This window comes from Spiroplasma endosymbiont of Eupeodes luniger (assembly GCF_964019525.1).
GTDB lineage: Bacteria > Bacillota_I > Bacilli_A > Mycoplasmatales > Nriv7 > Nriv7.
In genome coordinates this window covers 377,137-399,638 of record NZ_OZ026453.1, presented here as the reverse complement: position 1 = coordinate 399,638, position 22,502 = coordinate 377,137, and the positions used below count along the sequence as shown (strand labels likewise).

General features: G+C 24.8%; 26 protein-coding genes and 1 pseudogene. 9 read left to right on the top strand and 18 right to left on the bottom strand.

The window, feature by feature from the left end:
• Nucleotides 1-21: 21 nt before the first annotated feature.
• From lepA to AACK86_RS02340, 6 genes are read right to left on the bottom strand one after another with little or no spacing between them, the layout of a single operon-like run.
• Nucleotides 22-1,830, bottom strand: a complete 1,809-nt coding sequence (gene lepA, locus AACK86_RS02365) for a translation elongation factor 4 (protein WP_338982378.1) — start codon at nucleotides 1,828-1,830, stop codon at nucleotides 22-24.
• Complete coding sequence (locus AACK86_RS02360; protein WP_338982377.1) at nucleotides 1,817-2,413, bottom strand: hypothetical protein; 597 nt, start codon at nucleotides 2,411-2,413, stop codon at nucleotides 1,817-1,819. Before AACK86_RS02360 ends, lepA begins: the two co-directional genes overlap by 14 nt.
• Nucleotides 2,414-2,433: 20 nt before the next feature.
• Entirely contained in the window at nucleotides 2,434-3,372 is a 939-nt protein-coding gene (fmt, locus tag AACK86_RS02355) for a methionyl-tRNA formyltransferase (RefSeq protein WP_338982376.1), read from the bottom strand.
• Nucleotides 3,366-5,156 carry a DUF2779 domain-containing protein gene (locus AACK86_RS02350; protein WP_338982375.1) on the bottom strand — a complete coding sequence of 597 codons (1,791 nt, stop codon included), beginning with the start codon at nucleotides 5,154-5,156 and terminating at the stop codon, nucleotides 3,366-3,368. Before AACK86_RS02350 ends, fmt begins: the two co-directional genes overlap by 7 nt.
• 37 nt (nucleotides 5,157-5,193) lie before the next feature.
• Nucleotides 5,194-5,829, bottom strand: coding sequence for a hypothetical protein (locus tag AACK86_RS02345; protein WP_338982373.1), 636 nt, complete (start codon nucleotides 5,827-5,829; stop codon nucleotides 5,194-5,196).
• 21 nt (nucleotides 5,830-5,850) lie between these two features.
• Nucleotides 5,851-6,171, bottom strand: a complete 321-nt coding sequence (locus AACK86_RS02340; RefSeq protein ID WP_338982371.1) for a hypothetical protein — start codon at nucleotides 6,169-6,171, stop codon at nucleotides 5,851-5,853.
• A 100-nt stretch (nucleotides 6,172-6,271) separates the two neighbouring features.
• On the opposite strand from AACK86_RS02340, the gene rpsT reads away from it, so the two are divergent.
• The gene (gene rpsT / locus AACK86_RS02335; protein ID WP_338982370.1) at nucleotides 6,272-6,547 is read left to right on the top strand and encodes a 30S ribosomal protein S20; all 276 of its coding nucleotides are present in this window, start codon (nucleotides 6,272-6,274) and stop codon (nucleotides 6,545-6,547) included.
• A 69-nt stretch (nucleotides 6,548-6,616) separates the two neighbouring features.
• Here the strand turns inward: rpsT and AACK86_RS02330 are convergent, their stop codons facing one another.
• From AACK86_RS02330 to AACK86_RS02320, 3 genes are read right to left on the bottom strand one after another with little or no spacing between them, the layout of a single operon-like run.
• A complete protein-coding gene (locus tag AACK86_RS02330; protein ID WP_338982368.1) occupies nucleotides 6,617-7,984 on the bottom strand; it encodes a hypothetical protein in 1,368 nt (455 codons plus the stop codon).
• 16 nt (nucleotides 7,985-8,000) lie between these two features.
• Nucleotides 8,001-8,948, bottom strand: coding sequence for a DNA polymerase III subunit delta (holA, locus tag AACK86_RS02325; RefSeq protein WP_338982366.1), 948 nt, complete (start codon nucleotides 8,946-8,948; stop codon nucleotides 8,001-8,003).
• A 29-nt stretch (nucleotides 8,949-8,977) separates the two neighbouring features.
• Nucleotides 8,978-9,319, bottom strand: a complete 342-nt coding sequence (locus tag AACK86_RS02320; RefSeq protein WP_338982364.1) for a ComEC/Rec2 family competence protein — start codon at nucleotides 9,317-9,319, stop codon at nucleotides 8,978-8,980.
• A 154-nt stretch (nucleotides 9,320-9,473) separates the two neighbouring features.
• Here AACK86_RS02320 and AACK86_RS07145 point away from each other — a divergent pair, with 154 nt between their 5' ends.
• From AACK86_RS07145 to AACK86_RS07130, 5 genes are all read left to right on the top strand, one after another.
• Entirely contained in the window at nucleotides 9,474-9,926 is a 453-nt protein-coding gene (locus tag AACK86_RS07145) for a transposase family protein (RefSeq protein ID WP_422398243.1), read from the top strand.
• A complete protein-coding gene (locus AACK86_RS07140) occupies nucleotides 9,911-10,303 on the top strand; it encodes a transposase family protein (protein ID WP_338982644.1) in 393 nt (130 codons plus the stop codon). Before AACK86_RS07145 ends, AACK86_RS07140 begins: the two co-directional genes overlap by 16 nt.
• A gap of 258 nt (nucleotides 10,304-10,561) precedes the next feature.
• The gene (locus AACK86_RS02310; protein ID WP_338982362.1) at nucleotides 10,562-10,888 is read left to right on the top strand and encodes a hypothetical protein; all 327 of its coding nucleotides are present in this window, start codon (nucleotides 10,562-10,564) and stop codon (nucleotides 10,886-10,888) included.
• A 99-nt stretch (nucleotides 10,889-10,987) separates the two neighbouring features.
• The gene (locus tag AACK86_RS07135) at nucleotides 10,988-11,440 is read left to right on the top strand and encodes a transposase family protein (RefSeq protein WP_422398278.1); all 453 of its coding nucleotides are present in this window, start codon (nucleotides 10,988-10,990) and stop codon (nucleotides 11,438-11,440) included.
• Nucleotides 11,425-11,817, top strand: coding sequence for a transposase family protein (locus AACK86_RS07130; protein ID WP_422398339.1), 393 nt, complete (start codon nucleotides 11,425-11,427; stop codon nucleotides 11,815-11,817). The genes AACK86_RS07135 and AACK86_RS07130 overlap by 16 nt, the downstream gene beginning before the upstream one ends.
• Before the next feature lie 478 nt (nucleotides 11,818-12,295).
• On the opposite strand, the gene AACK86_RS02300 is transcribed toward AACK86_RS07130, so the two are convergent.
• The 5 genes from AACK86_RS02300 to AACK86_RS02280 all read right to left on the bottom strand — a co-directional run bounded on the left by AACK86_RS02300 (nucleotide 12,296) and on the right by AACK86_RS02280 (nucleotide 16,913).
• Nucleotides 12,296-12,637, bottom strand: a complete 342-nt coding sequence (locus AACK86_RS02300) for a transposase family protein (RefSeq protein ID WP_338982358.1) — start codon at nucleotides 12,635-12,637, stop codon at nucleotides 12,296-12,298.
• Between the two features lie 68 nt (nucleotides 12,638-12,705).
• Nucleotides 12,706-12,969, bottom strand: coding sequence for an HPr family phosphocarrier protein (locus tag AACK86_RS02295; RefSeq protein ID WP_338982356.1), 264 nt, complete (start codon nucleotides 12,967-12,969; stop codon nucleotides 12,706-12,708).
• 93 nt (nucleotides 12,970-13,062) lie between these two features.
• Nucleotides 13,063-15,204, bottom strand: coding sequence for an ATP-dependent helicase (locus AACK86_RS02290; RefSeq protein ID WP_338982354.1), 2,142 nt, complete (start codon nucleotides 15,202-15,204; stop codon nucleotides 13,063-13,065).
• A 12-nt stretch (nucleotides 15,205-15,216) separates the two neighbouring features.
• On the bottom strand, nucleotides 15,217-15,966 hold the full coding sequence (locus tag AACK86_RS02285) for an RDD family protein (protein WP_338982352.1): 750 nt from the start codon (nucleotides 15,964-15,966) through the stop codon (nucleotides 15,217-15,219).
• A complete protein-coding gene (locus tag AACK86_RS02280) occupies nucleotides 15,966-16,913 on the bottom strand; it encodes a glycosyltransferase family 2 protein (RefSeq protein ID WP_338982350.1) in 948 nt (315 codons plus the stop codon). The genes AACK86_RS02285 and AACK86_RS02280 overlap by 1 nt, the downstream gene beginning before the upstream one ends.
• Before the next feature lie 260 nt (nucleotides 16,914-17,173).
• Here AACK86_RS02280 and AACK86_RS02275 point away from each other — a divergent pair, with 260 nt between their 5' ends.
• Entirely contained in the window at nucleotides 17,174-18,109 is a 936-nt protein-coding gene (locus AACK86_RS02275; RefSeq protein ID WP_338982348.1) for an alpha/beta hydrolase, read from the top strand.
• 32 nt (nucleotides 18,110-18,141) lie between these two features.
• Here the strand turns inward: AACK86_RS02275 and asnS are convergent, their stop codons facing one another.
• Entirely contained in the window at nucleotides 18,142-19,503 is a 1,362-nt protein-coding gene (gene asnS / locus AACK86_RS02270; RefSeq protein WP_338982346.1) for an asparagine--tRNA ligase, read from the bottom strand.
• 134 nt (nucleotides 19,504-19,637) lie between these two features.
• On the opposite strand from asnS, the pseudogene AACK86_RS02265 reads away from it, so the two are divergent.
• Together AACK86_RS02265 and AACK86_RS02260 are read left to right on the top strand one after the other, a co-directional pair.
• Nucleotides 19,638-20,473 (top strand): annotated as a pseudogene (locus tag AACK86_RS02265) (IS5 family transposase).
• Between the two features lie 192 nt (nucleotides 20,474-20,665).
• Nucleotides 20,666-21,124, top strand: a complete 459-nt coding sequence (locus AACK86_RS02260) for a hypothetical protein (RefSeq protein WP_338982342.1) — start codon at nucleotides 20,666-20,668, stop codon at nucleotides 21,122-21,124.
• Nucleotides 21,125-21,273: 149 nt separating this feature from the next.
• Here the strand turns inward: AACK86_RS02260 and AACK86_RS02255 are convergent, their stop codons facing one another.
• The 3 genes from AACK86_RS02255 to AACK86_RS07120 all read right to left on the bottom strand — a co-directional run bounded on the left by AACK86_RS02255 (nucleotide 21,274) and on the right by AACK86_RS07120 (nucleotide 22,417).
• Complete coding sequence (locus AACK86_RS02255; protein ID WP_338982340.1) at nucleotides 21,274-21,429, bottom strand: hypothetical protein; 156 nt, start codon at nucleotides 21,427-21,429, stop codon at nucleotides 21,274-21,276.
• A 155-nt stretch (nucleotides 21,430-21,584) separates the two neighbouring features.
• Nucleotides 21,585-21,977 carry a transposase family protein gene (locus AACK86_RS07125; protein WP_422398306.1) on the bottom strand — a complete coding sequence of 131 codons (393 nt, stop codon included), beginning with the start codon at nucleotides 21,975-21,977 and terminating at the stop codon, nucleotides 21,585-21,587.
• On the bottom strand, nucleotides 21,962-22,417 hold the full coding sequence (locus tag AACK86_RS07120; protein ID WP_422398228.1) for a transposase family protein: 456 nt from the start codon (nucleotides 22,415-22,417) through the stop codon (nucleotides 21,962-21,964). Before AACK86_RS07120 ends, AACK86_RS07125 begins: the two co-directional genes overlap by 16 nt.
• Between the last annotated feature and the right edge of the window lie 85 nt (nucleotides 22,418-22,502).

The following is a 22,502-nucleotide window of genomic DNA, read 5'->3' as shown; positions in this document are numbered from 1 at the left end:
ATTTCAATATAATATGCTTATTTATTCATCAATAGATAAAACTGCCATAAACGCTTCTTGTGGTAATTCAACATTTCCAAAAGCCTTCATCCGCTTTTTACCCTTTTTTTGTTTTTCTAATAATTTTTTCTTGCGATTAATATCGCCACCATAACACTTAGCAGTAACATTTTTCCTTAACGCCTTAATAGTTTCTCGCGCAATGATTTTATTACCAATGGAAGCTTGTACGGGAATTTCAAAGTTTTGTTGTGGAATAATATCTTTTAATTTAGCACATAAATTTCTTCCACGAGCATACGCAAAATCTTTATGCACAATCATTGATAAAGCATCAACAACCGCACCATTTAATAAAATATCCATCTTTACTAATTTACTTGGTCGATAACCTAATAATTCGTAATCTAACGAAGCATAGCCCTTAGACACAGATTTTAAACGATCAAAAAAATCAAAAATAATCTCATTTAACGGCATTTCATAAGTCAAAATTCTTCTTGTATCATCAACATAAAGAAGATTTTGATAAATACCGCGTTTTTGCTGACATAACTCCATTAAACCACCTAAATAAGTTTCAGGAGTCATCATCGTTACTTTAACAAAAGGCTCATTAATACTACGAATTTTTTGTACTTCCGGTAATTTACTCGGATTATCCACAGTAATAATTTGTTGATCAGTTAAATGCACTTCATAAATAACACTTGGCGCCGTAGCAATTAAATCTAAATTATATTCTCTCTCAAGTCGCTCTTGAATAACATCCATATGTAATAAACCTAAAAACCCACAACGAAACCCAAATCCTAATGCTTGTGAATTTTCTGGTTCATATACCAAAGCAGCATCTGATAATTGCAATTTTGATAATGCATCTTTTAAATCTTCATAACGCGAACTATCAACGGAATATAATCCACAATAAACCATTGAATTAATTTTTCGATAACCTGATAATGGCACTAATGTTGGAAAATCAGCATGTGTCATTGTATCTCCTACTTGAACATCTTTAATATTCTTAATACCCGCCGCTATTCAACCAACCTGACCAGCATAGATTGCATCCTGCTGAACTTCCAACGGTGTCTTAATACCAACACTAATAACTTCATATTCACCCTTTGTTGCCATAAAAAGAATCTTATCATTAGGCTTAACAGTTCCTTGAAAAACACGAATGAAAATCATTACACCACGATATTGATCATAATAAGAATCAAAAATCAATGCCTGCAAAGGAGCATCATCTTGGGATTTTATTGGAGCAGGAATATCCCTAACAATAGTTTCTAACACTTCATCAACATTTAAACCAGTCTTGGCAGAAATTAACGGGATATGCGAATACGCAATTCCTGTCAATGTTCTAATTTGTTGTTTAATTCTTTCGGGCTCCGCATTAGGCAAATCAACCTTATTAATAACAGGAATAATTGTTAAATCATTATCAATCGCCAAATAAACATTAGCTAACGTCTGCGCTTGAATCCCTTGCGTAGCATCAACCACTAATAATGCTCCCTCACAAGCCGCTAAACTACGCGAAACTTCATAAGTAAAATCTACATGTCCCGGCGTATCAATTAAATTAAAACAATATTGTTGATGATCCTTAGCAACATACTGCAACTGCACAGCATTTAACTTAATAGTAATTCCTCTTTCACGCTCTAAATCCATTGAATCTAATAATTGTTCTTTTAATTCTCTTTTACTAACAGTACCCGTTAATTCTAAAAGCCGATCCGCCAAAGTAGACTTACCATGATCAATATGAGCAATAATACTAAAATTACGAATTAAATTTTTATTTGTTGCCATTATTTTTAATTTCCTTACTTTGTTCTAAATTACTATTTTCTAACGCTACCTCTCGTAAATAATCAAAATCACTATCACTTCAAAGATGACGATAACTAACACTATTAATTCTAATTAAAAATCAAGTAATAAACAAGGAAAAAATATATGTTGATATCGCTTGCACAGCATCATTAATTAATGCTGTAATCGCATAACTATAATCAAAATTAGAAATAAAGTAAGTATATGGTGGATAAATAATTAAAACTGGTAAAACCGCAAAAAAATGACTGATAATAAAATGAAAATATGGTTCTAATATCCGAATAATAACAAACATTAAAATCCTAACAACAATCGTAATGGGAACAAAAACAAAATACCCCACCCCCATAATATCAGCAAATGCCATCGCAATCGGATTAGCAAATAAAATCATTGGTCCAGAAATAAAGGTAATTAAAGGTAGAGCAATAATATCAGCTAATTGCAAATAACCAACGCCAATTTTAATAAAACTAGAAGCATAACCACAAACCATTAAAAGACCTGTGATTACAGCTGTTGTTGCTAAATATTTCAATGAACGAAAACGATACACTTTTCTTTCAAATCCTTTCCTTAAATAAATTTTGTTCCAACCCGCAAAGGATGTTGTCCTTGATAAAAATTTTTAACCAATATTGCTTTTTTACCCTCAGGTTGTAATCTTTGAATTAAAACACTTCCTTTACTCGTTTGAACTTCAATACCATCTTGTTGAAATGATAAAATTGTTCCCGCTGCCTTTTCCTGTTTATTAATATCATAAACAATCGCCTGATGAATTTTATAAATCTTATTTTCATAAGTCGTATAAGCTAAAGGGATTTCAAAAAGACCACGAATTTGACAAGTTACTTTTCTCGCATCAACATTTCAAATAATCTTTTCATTATTTCGTTTAATATTTAAACCAAACGATACAAGTCGTTCATTTTGGATTTCTGGAGTAATTTTACCACTAATTATTAAGAATAAATATTTTTCTAACGTCATATTTGCTAACAAAATTAAACGGTAATGCAAACTACTTGCCGTTTCATTTGCTACCAACCTAATTTTCTCTTGAACAAATACTGGCCCCGCATCCATTTGTGATGTCATTTTCATTAAACTAATACCAGTTTCCTTTTCATCATTAATTACCGCTCAATGAATTGGCGCTCCACCTCGTAATTTAGGTAATAACGAAGCATGAATATTTAAGCAACCTTTCGGCACCAATTGTAAAATCCTTGTTCCCAAAAATTGACCATAAGCACAAGTAATTATTAAATCAGCATTTAAATTATCTAGTTCTAAAACAATATCGTTAATATTATCTGGTTGAAAAATCTTTAATTTTGATGCTAATGCTACTTGTTTAACAGCACCAATCCTCATTTCTTGCTTTCTTCCAACCTTACGATCAGGTTGACAAACAACAGCTACAACTTCAATAAAATCCATTGTTAATAATTTTAATAATACTTCTTTAGCAAAAATCGGTGTCCCCATAAAAATAACTTTCGTTACCATTCAATTCACCCCTGTTCTCGCAACAATTCAGAAATTTTAGTAAACAAAACTACCATCCCATAAGTATCGCGTTCACAATATAATAACAAATTTTTCACATAATTGTCTTGTCATTGTTGCAAACTAATAGTTTTTCAAGCATCATTTAATTTCAAGAAAAACAAATGATTATTATCTTTTTGTAATTCATTATACAACCGTTTACGAAATAAACTAGAAGCATCGGTTCCCTTTTGCACTTCTAAATCATCATAAGAAAATTTCGAATTAAAAGCCGGCAATGTTTTCTTAATTGAAAGACTACCATTAAATTCTGCTTTATAAATTGCAAAATTTTTAAAGAAATCCATTAAATCAACAGTCCGATCAGAAATTTGCATTAATATTTCTTCATAAATCGGATATAATAATGCCATTTTTTTTAAAACTTGCTTCTCAAAACTTTTATTATATGCAACATAAGTACCTATGCCATATCGTGTTAAATCCCTAATTAAATTTTCAATTAAAACTAAACGATGATCACCAACACCATCACTTAAATAACGATAATGTTTAATATTATGTTTCTCTTCATTAAACTTATTATCCAATAAAACATGAATTGAATACTGAAATGGAATTTGTTCATATGGTGTACTATTTTCATATTTCGGAATGGCACTTTTAACAGTTTCAAAATCATACATATAAATCGGATACGCATATTCCTTATATATACTTTGTAAATATCTTCGTTCTGACAATGCAACAACACCTTCTAAATTTTGGACAACTTTAATTTGGCGATATTGATTAGCTGTTAAATTAAGATCAAAAAAATTAGATGTATAAAGCGACAAAAAATTATTTTCATAATATAATCTTGCTTTTTTAGTTTTTACTAATCGATAAAGATTAAATATTGTATGTTCTTTGGGTAATTTAGCATAAACATGAATACAATAATCATATTTACCCCGATTATGACATTGACTAGTCTTTAACCACGCTAATGCTTCAGCAACTGGCATTTGAAAAATATCTTTAATGCGCTGAATATCTTGATTAAAATCTCGCTTTGCTAAATCTTTTTTTACACCAACCATAATATTTTCTTGCTTTGAACCAGTAGTTGTTAAATTATATTTACTTGCTAAAATAAACAAATTATCATATTCTAAATCACCTTGATGAAAATAAAAACCATTTAAATGCATTAAATAAATATTTTTAATCTCAATATTGCAATTAGTCAAAATATAATATTGATAAAGAACATCATATAAATGTTCGCGATGAACCTTAGTTGTTGCCTTAACTTCAATTAAGTCTCAACCTGTACCATTTCGTTTTAAAACATCAACCTTTGTAACACAACCATTATATTCAAATCGTGGTTCAAACAACACTTCAAGATTAGCATCAAGAATTTTTTCTACCGTTTTATTTGCCACAAGATGTTTTTCATAAGTATCTAAATCAAAACAACGATAATTTCGTAAAAAATATTGCTTAGCATGATAACCTACTTCTAAACCATCAAGAATAGTTTCACTATCAATTACCTCTAAATCGATAAAACTATAATCATCGTTCGCTAATAATTCTAAATTACGAGCAGAAATATTCGTCAAGTCATCTTTTTGCTTTTCATCACCAAATTCAGGCAAACTAAAAAAATAAGTTAACTCCCTATCGTGCCATTGAATTGTCTTTTGATGATTTTCTTTTCGTAAAAGAAATGATAATTTAGCACATTCCCGATAATTTTTATAATCTTCTTTATATATTTTATGAAGCATTTTGTCATTTCCTCAGATTATGAATTAATTAAACTATTTATTTTTTAGCACCAAACTTCTCATTAGGTTGTCGCTTAATAAGAACCTCATTTTTATTTTGAACAACTTTTTTAGTTGCATTGCTTTTTTTCTCTTGCTTAATTTTTTTAATTTCTGCTTTTTCTATTATTTTTGCTTCCTTGCGCTCTAAACTAACTTGTGCTCGCTCAGCTTTAGTCATCTTTCAATAACTTTTCTTTTGTTCTTTTTGCAAACGAATTAAAGTGGCTTCTAATTCTAATTCATGATTAACTTTTCAAGTTGTTTCATATTCTTTTTTACTTAATTGTTTTGTTAAACCTTCAACTTCAAAAGCTTTAGTAGCATATAACGCATTTGATTTTGAGTCATATAATTTGATAACAACATCAAAAACATCACGATATTTATAATCTTTACCTGCTCTAGCAATTACTTTATCATATTCAATTCTTTTATGAGCAATATTATCATTAATCTTTAAATAATGCTTAATTTTATCTCTAACTTCTTTTTGACGCTTTTCTTTTTCAATTTTATCTTGTTTTCGTTTACGAATTGAAGAAACTATCATTACAACTACAATAATAATAATTAAACCTAACATTACCCAAGTAGTTTGTCCATTTTGTAAATCACCTGTTACTAAAAACATTATTCATTCCCTCCTTAATAATTAAATTTCAATAATACTTAATAAACGCTCTTGACTTATTGGCGTTATTGTTTTAATCAAATTAGATTTTTTATCAATAACAAAATATAAATCACTATCATTAATTTGCACATAAATATCATCTTTTATATCTATAACATAAAATGCCTCATTAATTAATTGTAAACAATGCATTTTTAATTCCATATCATTTAAATGCTTCAAATTTAATCGTTGTTTAACAGGAAGAATAACATGATGTGAAAACTGATATTTTGATTGTAAATAATAACTCACTTTTTCTACCCACACTTTTTTAAATGTACATAAGTAATTATACATCTTTTTTACTACTTTTTTAAGTAACTAGTTTACTAAAAAACAATTATTTGCTATAATTAGTTTTGGTTTTATAATAAAAAAATAAACTAAGGAGACAATAATGGCAAATATCAAATCACAAATTAAACGCGCAATAACAAATGAAAAAGCAAGACAAAGAAATGTTCATATCAAATCAACAACAAGAACAGCAATTAAAAAAGCTAAAATCGCAATTACCAGTAATGAAACTAATATGCAACAAACATTAAATCACGCTATTTCAATGCTTGACCGTGCAGAAAGTAAAAATATTTTTCACAAAAATAAAGTTGCCCGAATAAAATCTAAACTAACTATAGCTAATAATATTGCTAATAATAAAGAAACTAATTAACAAAAAAGAGTGCTGCTAACTAACACTCTTTTTTTGTTGCCTTACTTGTTTTCTAAATAGCAATAAAAACTATAAATCATACTTTTTATTATTTTCATCCTGCTTTTCAGCTTCTAAAATTAAATCTTGGTCAAATAATGATGCATCAATAACATAAGATTCACCTTTTAATGTTGCCTGCAATGCTTTTTGATACTCCAAATCCGCTTGCATTAACTTATCACGATCTAAACGAGGATTAATGGAAAATACAATAAAAATTAGTAATATCGGAATAATAGCAATACCAGCACCGACAATTTTTAAAACCCGATAAATTTGAAAACTAGAACTACTTCAAATTTCCTCTAAGACACTATCAACATTATAAACTTGATTAAAAGCATTTTTAAAAAACTGAACAAATGAATTATAAGATAAAAATCCAAACACACCATAAATAGAATTAAAAAGAATAGCCACAATGGCAAATATTAACATCATTGGTTGCATCCGATATTTATCTCTTAAAAATTGTGGTTTTTTAAAGAAAGAATAAGTTAACATTGCATAAGTTAAAATTTCTAAAATTATACTTCACATTGACAAATTTCAAGCAATAGACGCTGGCCGAAAATTAAAAATTTTTGGCTCAGCTAAATTATCTTTTAAAATAACATCAGTTAACTTAATTTCAGCAATAAAACCATAAACATTAATACCAATAACAATAGCCAACAAAAACATAAAAACATAACTTAAAACTCTTTTAAAAAACGACATTGCTTTAGGTTTACCCGTATATGGATAAAAACCTTGATTATTTGCCGGATGAGTTGGCAATTTTAAACCTTGCAAATTAACTTGTAAATTTTGCAAATTAATTAATTGTTCATTAATTTTTTTTTGCGAATCAGCCTCAGTTGCTTTTTCGCCACTATCTTTTAAAATTTGAGAATTATTATTAGAAATTTGTTCAGAATTATTATTAGAAATTTGTTCAGAATTATTATTCTTACTAGTTACTACAACATTATCATTTTTTAATAATTGCTTTTGTAAATTTGAATCAATATTTGATAATTCTTTAACAATATCAAGAGAAATCACTGTTGGTGTAACCAATTCTTGTTTTGATATTTGAAAAATATTAAGAATATAAGTTTGTAAAAAATTATAATCATTCTCAATAGTTTCTAAGGTTAAATTATCATCTTTAACAATTTTTATTTCTTCATCTCTTAAATCAGCTAATACTTGCACAAAACTTCTCGCATAGCGTTGTTCTTCATAATTAGCGTGATGCTCTTGTTCTAAAAATAAAAGACTATTAACTAATCTTAAAAAATAAGTATAAAATTCATCATCCTTAATCACTTTAAGTTTCAATTTAGAACTTTGTAAAATATTAACTAATAAATTAACAATATTTTCATAAGTATTTTTGCTATTATTCATTAATAAACTCACCCTCTTACAATTGCAATAAAAACATCTCAAAGCCAATATTTTTATTAACATGACTTCTTTTTATATTATAATCTAAATTACTTAAACTACCTAATAAATAATGAATTTGTTGATCATCAATTTTTAAAAGATACTTTCAAAGAATTTTTAACCGAAAAGGATTAATAGTCATTTTTTGACAAATAGTATTAAAATCATAATTCCTTTGTTGATAAATTTTAATATCACGAATCGTCCTTAGTTGATTAGCTAACAAACCAATAATTGCCAAAACATCTTGATTACTATTTTTAAAATCATAGTATCTTTGCCATATTTTTAAAATATCACGAGCAATAAAAGCATTAGCTAAATCAAAAATATTACTATCTAAATAACGACTAACCAAAACATCAACATCTTCCAATATTAATGAATTACTATAATTAACAAGTTTATTTAATTCATTAGCAATAATTTGCAAACTATTAGGTAATCTTTCTAATAATAAATTTAAACCCTCATTAGTAATTTCAGTATTATGCTTAACAAAATAATTTTGAACAAACATTTTTAACTGACTATCATTTAATTCTTTAACAACTAAAACTTTACCTGTTTTTTCAATAACTTTAATAATTTTTTTTCGTTGATCAATATTAGAACTGTTAACAACAAAAAATATCTCAGTAAATGGTGCAGGATTTTCACAATATTTAAATAAATTTTTAAATTGTAAACTACTTAATTGATGCTCACGAGAAGAAGTTAAAAACCAACAATCTTCAATAATAACAATTTGTTTATTGTTAAATAATGGTGGCATTGAAATAACTTGTAGTATTTCATCAATATTAGTATTTATCATACTATACTTTAAAATATTCATTTGTTGATCTTTATTAATAACATTAATTACTTTTTGAATTTGTTTATTAATAAGAAATTTATCACTACCATAAATTAGAAACATTTTATTCACCTTTTTAGAATTATATAATATTATTTTATTAATGTTGATATAAAATGTTGATAATTTTTCAAATTATAAATTATTGTTTGATTATTATTTGTTGTATAAATATTATCACAGTTTTGCTCCAATCTTTGCATTACTAGTGGATGTGGCAAATTGCGATTATTAGTTTCTTTAGTAGAAATAATACAAGTTTCAGGATTAATAATTTTTAAAAATTCATCACTTGTTGAACTATTACTGCCATGATGTGCAACCTGAAACAAATTAATTTTTTGTGGCAAAATATAATTTAATAATTTTTTTTCACCACTTTTTTCTAAATCACCTGTAAGCAAAAATTTATGGCGTTGATACTCTCAAAACAAGAGTAACGAGCCATTATTTTCATCTTGCTCTTTAATTTGTTCATAATAATTAAAAGCTCAATTATCAAATTTAAATCCATTAATATTAGACTTCTTGCGATACCTTTTTTATTAAAATATTCTTATAAAATATAATTTATGAGGATATCAAAATATGAAAAATAATAAATTTAATACTCTTAATGATAAAGAATGGTTAAGATTAACAGGAATAAAAAAATCCACTTTTAATAAAATGTTAGATATTTTACAAGTAGCTGAAATAGAAAAATTTAAAAAAGGTGGTAAAACTAATAAATTATCACTAGAAAATAGATTATTGATGACTTTATCATATTGACGAGAATATCAGACTTATTTTCATCTTGGTAAAAATTTCGGAATTAGTGAAGCTAATTGTTATCGGAATATCAAGTGAATTGAAGATATTTTAATTAAAAACTCTGATTTTCAACAACTTGCTGGTAAAAAAGCACTAATAAATGATTATTTTAATGATAAAACTATTATTATTGATGCTACCGAAACTCCAATCCAACGCCCAAAAAAAGACAAAAACAATCTTATTCTGGTAAAAAGAAAAAACACACCATTAAAACACAAGTAATTATCGAACAAGAAACCAGAAAAATTATTGCAACAAGTTTTTCACTTGGGAAAAAACATGATTATGCTTTATTTAAAGAATCAAAAATCTCAATTTTAAAAAATACCAAATTAATAGTTGATAGTGGTTATCAAGGAATACAAAAAATTCACAATAATGTTCTAATACCTACAAAGAAAACAAAGAAAAACCATTTAAATAAAGCACAAAAACAACATAATAGACTAGTTTCAAAAATGAGAATTATTATTGAAAATATTTTTGCTATTCTTAAAAAATTTAAAATTATGACAGAAAAATATCGTAATCGTAGAAAAAGATTTGGTTTAAGATTTAATTTAATTGCCTCAATTTATAATTTGCAATTATTAATTTAACATAAAAGATTTATTTAAAATTAAAGAATTTAAATAATAAATTCATTTTTTGTTGTGGCAAAATATTAATTTTTTAGATAAAAGACATAATTAATTAAAATTATATTTTTCTATTACTGTCTTTTTACAAATATTTGTAATTTTTTAATAGGTTATGCAAGAAGTCTACTTAAATCTGCGATATATAAGTGTTTAAAAAACTAATTTAACTAACTTAGTTAATATAACTTAGTTTATCTATAATAAAGGTAATTTATTATGAAAAACATTGAAAACATTTTCTTAAATACTAAAAAATATCTCTTAAAAGAAACGCAAAACGCAATGCTTATTAAAGCCCCAAAAATTCCATGATTTAATAAACAAATCGGCATTTGGTTTCCAAAGCGATTTGTTTATAAAGGAAAATACGAAAATTCAATTTGCATTGGAATAATAAAAGATAGTAAATATCAAGTAATTTCAATTAATCAACAAGAGCAAGAAACTAAGTTAATTAAAGGGCAAGAATTGTTGGGTTTCTTCATTGCCGAAAAAGAAAACAACAAAAAAGATATAAATTATAACTATTTTAAAGGAGCTTAAAAATGAATATTGCGATTGGAATAATATTTATTAGACTTCTTGCGATACCTTTTTTATTAAAATATTCTTATAAAATATAATTTATGAGGATATCAAAATATGAACAATAATAAATTTAATACTCTTAATGATAAAGAATGGTTAAGATTAACAGGAATAAAAAAATCCACTTTTAATAAAATGTTAGATATTTTACAAGTAGCTGAAATAGAAAAATTTAAAAAAGGTGGTAAAACTAATAAATTATCACTAGAAAATAGATTATTGATGACTTTATCATATTGACGAGAATATCAGACTTATTTTCATCTTGGTAAAAATTTCGGAATTAGTGAAGCTAATTGTTATCGCAATATCAAGTGAATTGAAGATATTTTAATTAAAAACTCTGATTTTCAACAACTTGCTGGTAAAAAAGCACTAACAAATGATTATTTTAATGATAAAACTATTATTATTGATGCTACCGAAACTCCAATCCAACGCCCAAAAAAAGACAAAAACAATCTTATTCTGGTAAAAAGAAAAAACACACCATTAAAACACAAGTAATTATCGAACAAGAAACCAGAAAAATTATTGCAACAAGTTTTTCACTTGGGAAAAAACATAATTATGCTTTATTTAAAGAATCAAAAATCCCAATTTTAAAAAATACCAAATTAATAGTTGATAGTCGTTATCAAGGAATACAAAAAATTCACAATAATGTTCTAATACCTACAAAGAAAACAAAGAAAAACCATTTAAATAAAGCACAAAAACAACATAATAGACTAGTTTCAAAAATGAGAATTATTATTGAAAATATTTTTGCTATTCTTAAAAAATTTAAAATTATGACAGAAAAATATCGTAATCGTAGAAAAAGATTTGGTTTAAGATTTAATTTAATTGCCTCAATTTATAATTTGCAATTATTAATTTAACATAAAAGATTTATTTAAAATTAAAGAATTTAAATAATAAATTCATTTTTTGTTGTGGCAAAATATTAATTTTTTAGATAAAAGACATAATTAATTAAAATTATATTTTTCTATTACTGTCTTTTTACAAATATTTGTAATTTTTTTAATAGGTTATGCAAGAAGTCTATTATATTAATGAAAATATTAATTCAGAAATAGAAATCAGAAAAGAAATATATAAAAATTCATAATAAAAATGATGATAGTTGAATTAATTGTTGAATTAATTTTAAAGGTAATGCTGTAACAAATAAATATAATAGATTTAAGTAAGTAAAAATATAAAATTAATATATATTAGTGAAAATTTAATAATATTAATAATTTTTATTGTGTAAAAATTCAATAATATGATAAAATGGTAATGAATAAAAATGACAATAACAAGAAAGGTAGGGTTAGTTTAGTAACTAAATAATATAATTAGCTGATTGTTTTACTTCTTCAAAGCAATACCTAAGAAAACTAAACGCGACCGTTGAAAATCAGAGTTTTTAATTAAAATATCTTCAATTCACTTGATATTCCGATAACAATTAGCTTCACTAATTCCGAAATTTTTACCAAGATGAAAATAAGTCTGATATTCTCGTCAATATGATAAAGTCATCAATAATCTATTTTCTAGTGATAATTTATTAGTTTTACCACCTTTTTTAAATTTTTCTATTTCAGCTACTTGTAAAATATCTAACATTTTATTAAAAGTGGATTTTTTTATTCCTGTTAATCTTAACCATTCTTTATCATTAAGAGTATTAAATTTATTATTGTTCATATTTTGATATCCTCATAAATTATATTTTATAAGAATATTTTAATAAAAAAGGTATCGCAAGAAGTCTATTAAACCAATTTATTATCTTTCATTGCTTTTTTAATGCCAGCAATTGCAATATCAGCATCTTTACCAATTGCTTCAATTTCTACTTCTGTTCCAGTTTTAACTCCTAAAGCCATAATATTCATAATTGACTTTAAATTTCCTTCACGACCATTAACTTTAATTTTAATAGTAGAACTATATTTTGAAGCTTCTTTAACAACAATCGCAGCAGGTCGCGCATGCATCCCTATTGGATCAGTAATTTTAGCTTTAAATGATGACATTTTTATTTCTCCTTTAATTTTTTTTACATCAATAAATAATAATTAATAAATGTAAGTTAATACTAACATAAACAGCAATTAAAAACTAGATATTTAATTTTCACTCAAAACCTTCTTTAATAATGGGTGATTAGATCGTAAAACTTTAATCCCACTATTAAAAGCGACTTCAACATTAGAATTTAAAATATTAGTTACAATTCCTTTACCAAAAGTAGAATGTTGAATAATATCACCAGTTTTTCATTGCGATTTTTTTGCTGGTGTTAAAGAAATATTTTTCGGTATTGTTCAACTTAATGACCCCTTAGTATCTTCTAATTGTTCATCGCTTTTAAGTTCTAATAAACTAGGATTAATTTCAATAACAAATCTTGAAGGTAAGCGGTAATTATTAGTTACATAAGAAAACCCTTCACTATAACTTAAAAATAATCCTTTTCTTGCTCTTGTAATCGCAACATATAAAACTCTTCGTTCTTCTTCAATAGCAGAAATTCCTTCTTCAATACTTAAGGTATTAGGAAAAATGCCTTCATTTAAACCAATAATAAATACAAAATCATATTCCAAACCTTTAGCATTATGAATCGTCATCAAACTAACTCTATCTTGATCAGCAGAATTTTCATCTTGATCAACATATAAACTAACTTCTTGTAAATAATGTTGTAATAATTCCATTCCTTGTAATAAATCAACATTTTGCAAATCATAATTTTCCATATGATTAAATAATTCTTTAACATTTTCTAAGCGTTCTTCTTCAAAACCATCTGCTAATTGTTGTAAGTAATTACCGTTATTTAAAAAATCTTGACTGAATAAAGTCATCTTTTCATATGATTTTAGTTTCTCTTTTCAAACTTTTAAATATGTAACTAATTCAATTATTGATGGTTTTAAACTAGCAACATTTAGCATTAAATATTCTAAAAGTGATTGGTGATTATTTTGTGATTGTTCAATTAAATTATTAATTGTTGTCATCCCCACACCTTTAATCAAATTCAAAACTCTTACTGTTGATAATTGATCACCATAAACTAAAGTTTTTAAGTAAGCTAAAACATCCTTAATTTCTTTTCTTTCAAAAAATTTAAAACCACCATAAATATGGTAATTAATATGATTATTAATTAATGCTTCTTCTAAATCACGAGAAAGATAGTTAGCACGATAAAGAATTAAAATATTATTTAATAAAATATTTTTCTCAACTAACTTTTTAATTTCTTTTGCCACCCAGTTAGTTTCACGAATACTAGTATTACCATGATATAATTTTGTCTTACTACCACGGTCATTCATAGTAAATAAATCTTTAGCTATTCGTGAATGATTATTACTAATAAGAATATTTGCCACATCTAAAATATTTTGTGTTGAACGATAATTTTGATTAAGAATAAAACTTTTCCCATTAGGAAAATAATTATCAAAATCTAAAATTAATCTTGCTTTTGCCCCCCGAAAAGAATAAATTGTTTGATCTGGGTCACCAACAACAGTAATATTTTGATGGATTTTTACTAAATAATTAATTAATTCAAACTGTAATTCATTAGTATCTTGAAATTCATCAACTAAAACATACGAAAATCGCTTTTGTCACTTTTGTAATACCTCTGAATGATGCAAAAATAATTCTAAAGTTAAAGTTAATAAATCATCAAAATCAACCATATTATTCTTAGGCAAATATTGTAAATAAATCTTATAAATTTCCAATCATTGTTGCTTATGTTCATTATAAAAATCACTATTAATAACATCACGATACGATAATTGATGATTTTTTCAATAAGAAATCATACTACTAACTTTCTTAATTTCATTACTATCAAAATTATATTGCTTATTTTTAATAATATCTTTTAAAATATTAATTTTATCAACAGTATCAATAATAATAAAATCTTTTGTATATCCCAAAACCATAATATCATTTCTTAAAACCCGAACACAAAAGGCATGATATGTATGAACTCATGTATATTTAGATTGATCGCCAACCAATTCATTTAATCGACTCTTCATTTCATTAGCTGCTTTATTAGTAAAAGTTACAGCTAAAATTTGATTACTACTAATGGCCAAATTATGAATCAAATGAGCAATTTTATAAATAATAACTCTTGTTTTGCCGCTTCCCGCACCTGCTATAATTCTATTAGCACCTTCACTACTTAAAACTGCTAATTTTTGTTCTTCATTTAAATGGTTTATATACATCTTCTACTCCTTTTATAACTCTTCAATTGCTTTTAATTCTTTACTATCAATAGTTCCCGGTAAAGACTCTTGTAAATGAATATGAATTTTATTATCTTGTAATTTTTCTTTTTCTTGCTTTTTCTCTTGATGATAACGAACATTAACAATATAAATGTATAAATAGCGATCAAAGAATAATTGATTTTTAACATCAAACTTATAAAGTAACATTAATGAACCATATCATAATAAATAAAATAATCCCATTAATCTTAATGTAATTGTTACAGCTAACGGTAAAGAATGTTGTGGTTTAGTAATTACAAAAATGTTTTGATAATTAAAAATAAAAATTGGATATTTAAAAACTAAGCTAACAAATAAATTACTAATAATCAAAATTACTCACGGAATAATTGTAATAAACAATTCCCGATATAATAAATCTCAAATCCGAATCTTATTTTGACCTTCTTTGATTAATTTAAAACAAAAAATAAATTTTGCTATTGTTCTACCTTGACAAAAATATGGCATCATAACAAAATAAGACATTAATAATGACAATGCACTGAAATGATTAATAATTGCTTTTTGTCAGTCATTAAGATATTGATTTTGATAAATTCCCCAAGTAATAATAAAAATGATCATACTGATAATTACATAATCAATCACTCTAGCAAAAATTACTTTTCAAAGTTTTACTAAAAAATATGGCGTTTTTTTTCTTATAGTGTCATTATCACTACTAATAGTTTTAATTTTCATAATATCCATTAAACAAAATTCTTTAAATATTTTTTTCAATCTTTAGCAACATCTTTATTGAACAAATCATCTGTTACTAAATTGAGATATTGATTTTTTTCTCAGTGAGGAAATCTTTTCGTAACTTTATTTGTAACTTCTTGAATAGCTTTTTTAACTAATACTTTATTTCCTGTTGGAGCAATAACTTTTAAAAATGTATAGTAATGAAAACGAACAAATGCATATTCCAATTCTTCAATTAACTCTCGTGCTAAGTTTATTTGTTTATAATAGTTATAAATATGAACTCATTGCTTTAAAAAATCAAAACTATTAAAATTTAAGAACGGCTCAATTTCAATATCTACTAATATTTTAGTGCTCGTATATAAAGTTTCAATTCACGGTAATATTTTATAAATAAATAATAAATCAAAACGATTAGAGCGACGAAAAGTAATTTTATGACTAGTAATAATCTTTCTTTTAAATAACTTATTAAATAGTGAGTGATGAATTAAAGCAAAGACTTCCCGATTTAAAAGAGGATGATACAAATTATTATTTTTTAATCTTCGTGAAGAAATATGATGATAAACATTAGAATATTGAACCATAAATTCAATTAAATCAGGTTCATCATTATTATTAATTTCTTGGATAATATTTTCCATAAAATTATTTATTAATTTATATCCTGGTTGTAAAAATAAAACATAACTTCCTTTAGCATTACTTAATGCTAAATTTCAAGCATTAGCGGTTTCAATTTCCTTTCAACTACTAATAACTTTAATAGTATCACTATGTTCTTGAAAAAATTTAGTAATATATTCTAGAGTATCGTCTTTTGTTTTATCATCCACAATAATAATTTCATAATCTTTACCCTTTTGTTTTAAAATACTATTTAATGTTACTTCTAACTTATTATTATCATTAGAACTAGTTAAAATAAAACTGATTGTCACCATTACCACTCCCTCAATATAGTAATTATAACATTTGCCTTTATATATTACCTAATTAATTTATTATCATATAATATTAATAAAATGATAAAATAAATATATTACTAAAATATGAGGTTAAAATTATGGAAATTACGCAAATTAAAAATCCCCTATCAAGAAAGTTTAAACGACTATCATTTTTTAATTTAATTATCATTATTTTAACTTTCCCTATTTTAATATGATATCTATTATATATATGTTGTAAAAATTTTTATGTTATGCCTCGTTTCACAAATACATTTCATCGATTTGGTAAATATGACCCCTTATATCATGGTACTGAAAAATATAGTTTAGCTGTTTTAACTACTGATAGTATTATTAAAAATAATTCTTTAATTGCTTTCAGCACAAAAGAAAGAAACAATCTCAAATTTCAAGAACATGAAATTATTAATGGTAATACTGTTCTTAGCAGTTTAATCTTAATTAATCCTAACAATAAAAATAATAAATGAGTTATTGCTATGCACGGATGAACAGAAAACAAATTTTTAGCTTTAAGAATGACAAGACATTTTTATAATGAAGGATACAATATTGTATCATTTGATGCACGCAACCACGGTAAATCTAGTGCTAAAACTATTGGATTTGGTTTTTTTGAAAAACATGATCTAGCAATGGTCATAAAATATTTACATAAGAACTTTATTGTCCAATCAATTGGTTTAATTGGTAATTCAATGGGTGGAAGTACCATTATTGAATTCATTAAAGAATACAGTGAAAAAATTAAAGAATTAAAAGTATCTTGAGCAATTAGTGATTGTGCTTATAGTAGTTTTATTGAACAACTACGATGGATGAGTATGACAATTTTTAAAAAACATTGATTTTGAACAATATCAGTAATGCGATTATCATTACGATTAGTTAATGAACTAAAAGTTAAAAAATTAGTTCCTAAAAATAATTTAAAAAAATGTGCTACTATCCCATTACTAATTATTCATGGTGAAAAAGATAATTTTGTTCCATTATATATGGCTTATGATATTTATCATCATAAAATTCGTGATGAAGAAAAACAAATTAGTGAACTACTAGTTATAAAAGATGCTGGGCACGTACAATCAATTACAACTGATTATGACCTCTATACAAGTAAAACTTTATTATTTGCTAAAACACATGAAGAAATTACTAATTAAAAAGATAAAGTTTGTTAAAACTTTATCTTTTTTTAAAATTCTAAACTGTTAGGTACCCGTGGGAATGGTAAAACATCACGAATATTTGTCACTCCTGTCAAATACATAATTAATCGTTCTAATCCTAAACCAAAACCACCACTTGGAGCATACCCATACTGTCTTAAATTTAAATATCATTGAAAATCCTTAATATCTAAATTAGCCATTTGCATTTTTGCTAATAACTTTTCATAATTATCTTCCCTTTGACTACCACCAATTAATTCGCCAATTCCAGGAACTAATAAATCCATTGCTTGAACAGTTTTATTATCCTCATTAGTTTTCATATAAAATGCTTTAATAACTTGTGGATAATTAGTAATAAATGTTGGCTTATTAGTTAATTGTTCACATAAATATCTTTCATGTTCAGTTTGTAAATCCATTCCTCAATGAATATCTTGATTTTCAAAACGGTCTTTAACTTTAATTAATTCCATAATCGCATCATCATAAGTCATAATTACAAATTTAACAGTTACTATTGTCTTTAGTTTATCTAATAAATTATTATCAACATTATCATTTAGAAACTTTAATTCTTTTTTATTATTTTCTAAAATATAATTAATAATATATTTAATTAATTCTTCTCCTAATTTCATATTTTCTTCTAACGAACTATATGCCACCTCTGGTTCTACCATTCAAAATTCAGCTACATGCCGAGAAGTATGAGACTTCTCGGCTCGAAAAGTTGGTCCAAAAGTATAAACACGATTAAATGCTTGTGCATATGCTTCAGCATTTAATTGTCCAGAAACAGTTAAATTAGCCTTTTTAGAAAAGAAATCTTGTTGATAATTATTATCTTCACGAGTTGTCACAATAAATGCTTCACCTGCACCTTCAGCATCATTACTAGTAATAATTGGCGAATGCAAATATAAAAAGTCATTTCTTTGAAAAAAGAAATGAATCGCATAACTAACACTACTTCTAATCTTAAAAATAGCTCAAAACTTATTAGTTCTAGCTCGCAAATGAGGAATTTCTCGTAAATACTCATTAGAATGTTCTTTTTTTTGTAATGGATATTGTTCCACAGCATTATTATATATTTTTATATTTTTTGCTTTAATTTCAAACAATTCTTTACCTTTACCTTTATCTGGCAAAACTAATACTCCTGTTACTGCAATTGAAGCACCTGTTCGCAAACTTTTAATGAAATTAAAAGTTTTAATTTCTTGATTATAAACAACTTGAATACTATCCAAATAACTACCATCATTTAAACTAATAAAACCTACTTTACCAGAATCACGATTAGTTCGTACTCAACCTTTTAAAGTAATTTCTTGACCAACAATGGCCTTATATGTTTCATAAAGTTTTTTAATTAACATTAATATTTTCCCTCTTTTCAAAATGAATAAGATTTTTTTAATTATAACATATATAATTTTATATAATAGACTTCTTGCTATACCTTTTTTATTAAAATATTCTTATAAAATATAATTTATGAGGATATCAAAATATGAACAATAATAAATTTAATACTCTTAATGATAAAGAATGGTTAAGATTAACAGGAATAAAAAAATCCACTTTTAATAAAATGTTAGATATTTTACAAGTAGCTGAAATAGAAAAATTTAAAAAAGGTGGTAAAACTAATAAATTATCACTAGAAAATAGATTATTGATGACTTTATCATATTGACGAGAATATCAGACTTATTTTCATCTTGGTAAAAATTTCGGAATTAGTGAAGCTAATTGTTATCGCAATATCAAGTGAATTGAAGATATTTTAATTAAAAACTCTGATTTTCAACAACTTGCTGGTAAAAAAGCACTAATAAATGATTATTTTAATGATAAAACTATTATTATTATTATTGATGCTACCGAAACTCCAATCCAACGCCCAAAAAAAGACAAAAACAATCTTATTCTGGTAAAAAGAAAAAACACACCATTAAAACACAAGTAATTATCGAACAAGAAACCAGAAAAATTATTGCAACAAGTTTTTCACTTGGGAAAAAACATGATTATGCTTTATTTAAAGAATCAAAAATCCCAATTTTAAAAAATACCAAATTAATAGTTGATAGTGGTTATCAAGGAATACAAAAAATTCACAATAATGTTCTAATACCTACAAAGAAAACAAAGAAAAACCATTTAAATAAAGCACAAAAACAACATAATAGACTAGTTTCAAAAATGAGAATTATTATTGAAAATATTTTTGCTATTCTTAAAAAATTTAAAATTATGACAGAAAAATATCGTAATCGTAGAAAAAGATTTGGTTTAAGATTTAATTTAATTGCCTCAATTTATAATTTGCAATTATTAATTTAACATAAAAGATTTATTTAAAATTAAAGAATTTAAATAATAAATTCATTTTTTGTTGTGGCAAAATATTAATTTTTTAGATAAAAGACATAATTAATTAAAATTATATTTTTCTATTACTGTCTTTTTACAAATATTTGTAATTTTTTTAATAGGTTATGCAAGAAGTCTATTCTATACCACTAAGATTATATATTGAAAAAAAAGGAATTAGGCTTAATTAGAACTGATGGAGTTCATAAACCAACGGAACAGCAAATTAAAGATAAATTAAAAGAATTAAATAGAAAATTAGAAAATGTTATAGATGATTTTGAAATTAAAGATATAACATTTGAAAATGCAGAAATAACTTTTAAAAGAAAAGACCTTTTAAGTGGTAGTGCAAAAGTTAATTTTATATCTAATGTTAATTTAAATAAAATTATTACAAATACCACTTTAGGTGAATTTAAAACTAGTAATTTATCTAATCCAACAGAGCAACAAATCAAGGATAAATTAAAAGAACTATATCCTAGTATATATATAAATAAAATTAATATTTTAAATATTACTTTAACTAGTGCTCAAATTAAATCAAATAATTTAAATTTTTATACTGGAAATATAAATGTTAATTATACTGTTTCAATAGAGTCGCTTAATTGATAATAATATTTAAAAAATAATAAACCAACTAAAAAAAAGGAAAATAACAATAATGAAAAAAATATTAATTATTTTAGGAGTAATCAATTTAATCACAACTGAAATAACAAGTTAAATACTTTGTAAAAAATAATTATTCAAACTTCTAGAAACTACTTTGTTAAAAATTTTTGTAATGTTTGAAATGGGGTTTTAGTATTTAAAGATGAATGACGGCGTTCAAAGTTGTAAAAGTAATAATATTTGTTTAAATAATGTTGAAGTTCATTTTGGTTTAATTTTGTATCCTTAGAATAGACTTCTTGCATAACCTATTAAAAAAATTACAAATATTTGTAAAAAGACAGTAATAGAAAAATATAATTTTAATTAATTATGTCTTTTATCTAAAAAATTAATATTTTGCCACAACAAAAAATGAATTTATTATTTAAATTCTTTAATTTTAAATAAATCTTTTATGTTAAATTAATAATTGCAAATTATAAATTGAGGCAATTAAATTAAATCTTAAACCAAATCTTTTTCTACGATTACGATATTTTTCTGTCATAATTTTAAATTTTTTAAGAATAGCAAAAATATTTTCAATAATAATTCTCATTTTTGAAACTAGTCTATTATGTTGTTTTTGTGCTTTATTTAAATGGTTTTTCTTTGTTTTCTTTGTAGGTATTAGAACATTATTGTGAATTTTTTGTATTCCTTGATAACCACTATCAACTATTAATTTGGTATTTTTTAAAATTGGGATTTTTGATTCTTTAAATAAAGCATAATCATGTTTTTTCCCAAGTGAAAAACTTGTTGCAATAATTTTTCTGGTTTCTTGTTCGATAATTACTTGTGTTTTAATGGTGTGTTTTTTCTTTTTACCAGAATAAGATTGTTTTTGTCTTTTTTTGGGCGTTGGATTGGAGTTTCGGTAGCATCAATAATAATAATAGTTTTATCATTAAAATAATCATTTATTAGTGCTTTTTTACCAGCAAGTTGTTGAAAATCAGAGTTTTTAATTAAAATATCTTCAATTCACTTGATATTCCGATAACAATTAGCTTCACTAATTCCGAAATTTTTACCAAGATGAAAATAAGTCTGATATTCTCGTCAATATGATAAAGTCATCAATAATCTATTTTCTAGTGATAATTTATTAGTTTTACCACCTTTTTTAAATTTTTCTATTTCAGCTACTTGTAAAATATCTAACATTTTATTAAAAGTGGATTTTTTTATTCCTGTTAATCTTAACCATTCTTTATCATTAAGAGTATTAAATTTATTATTGTTCATATTTTGATATCCTCATAAATTATATTTTATAAGAATATTTTAATAAAAAAGGTATCGCAAGAAGTCTAATAAAATAATTTGGTAT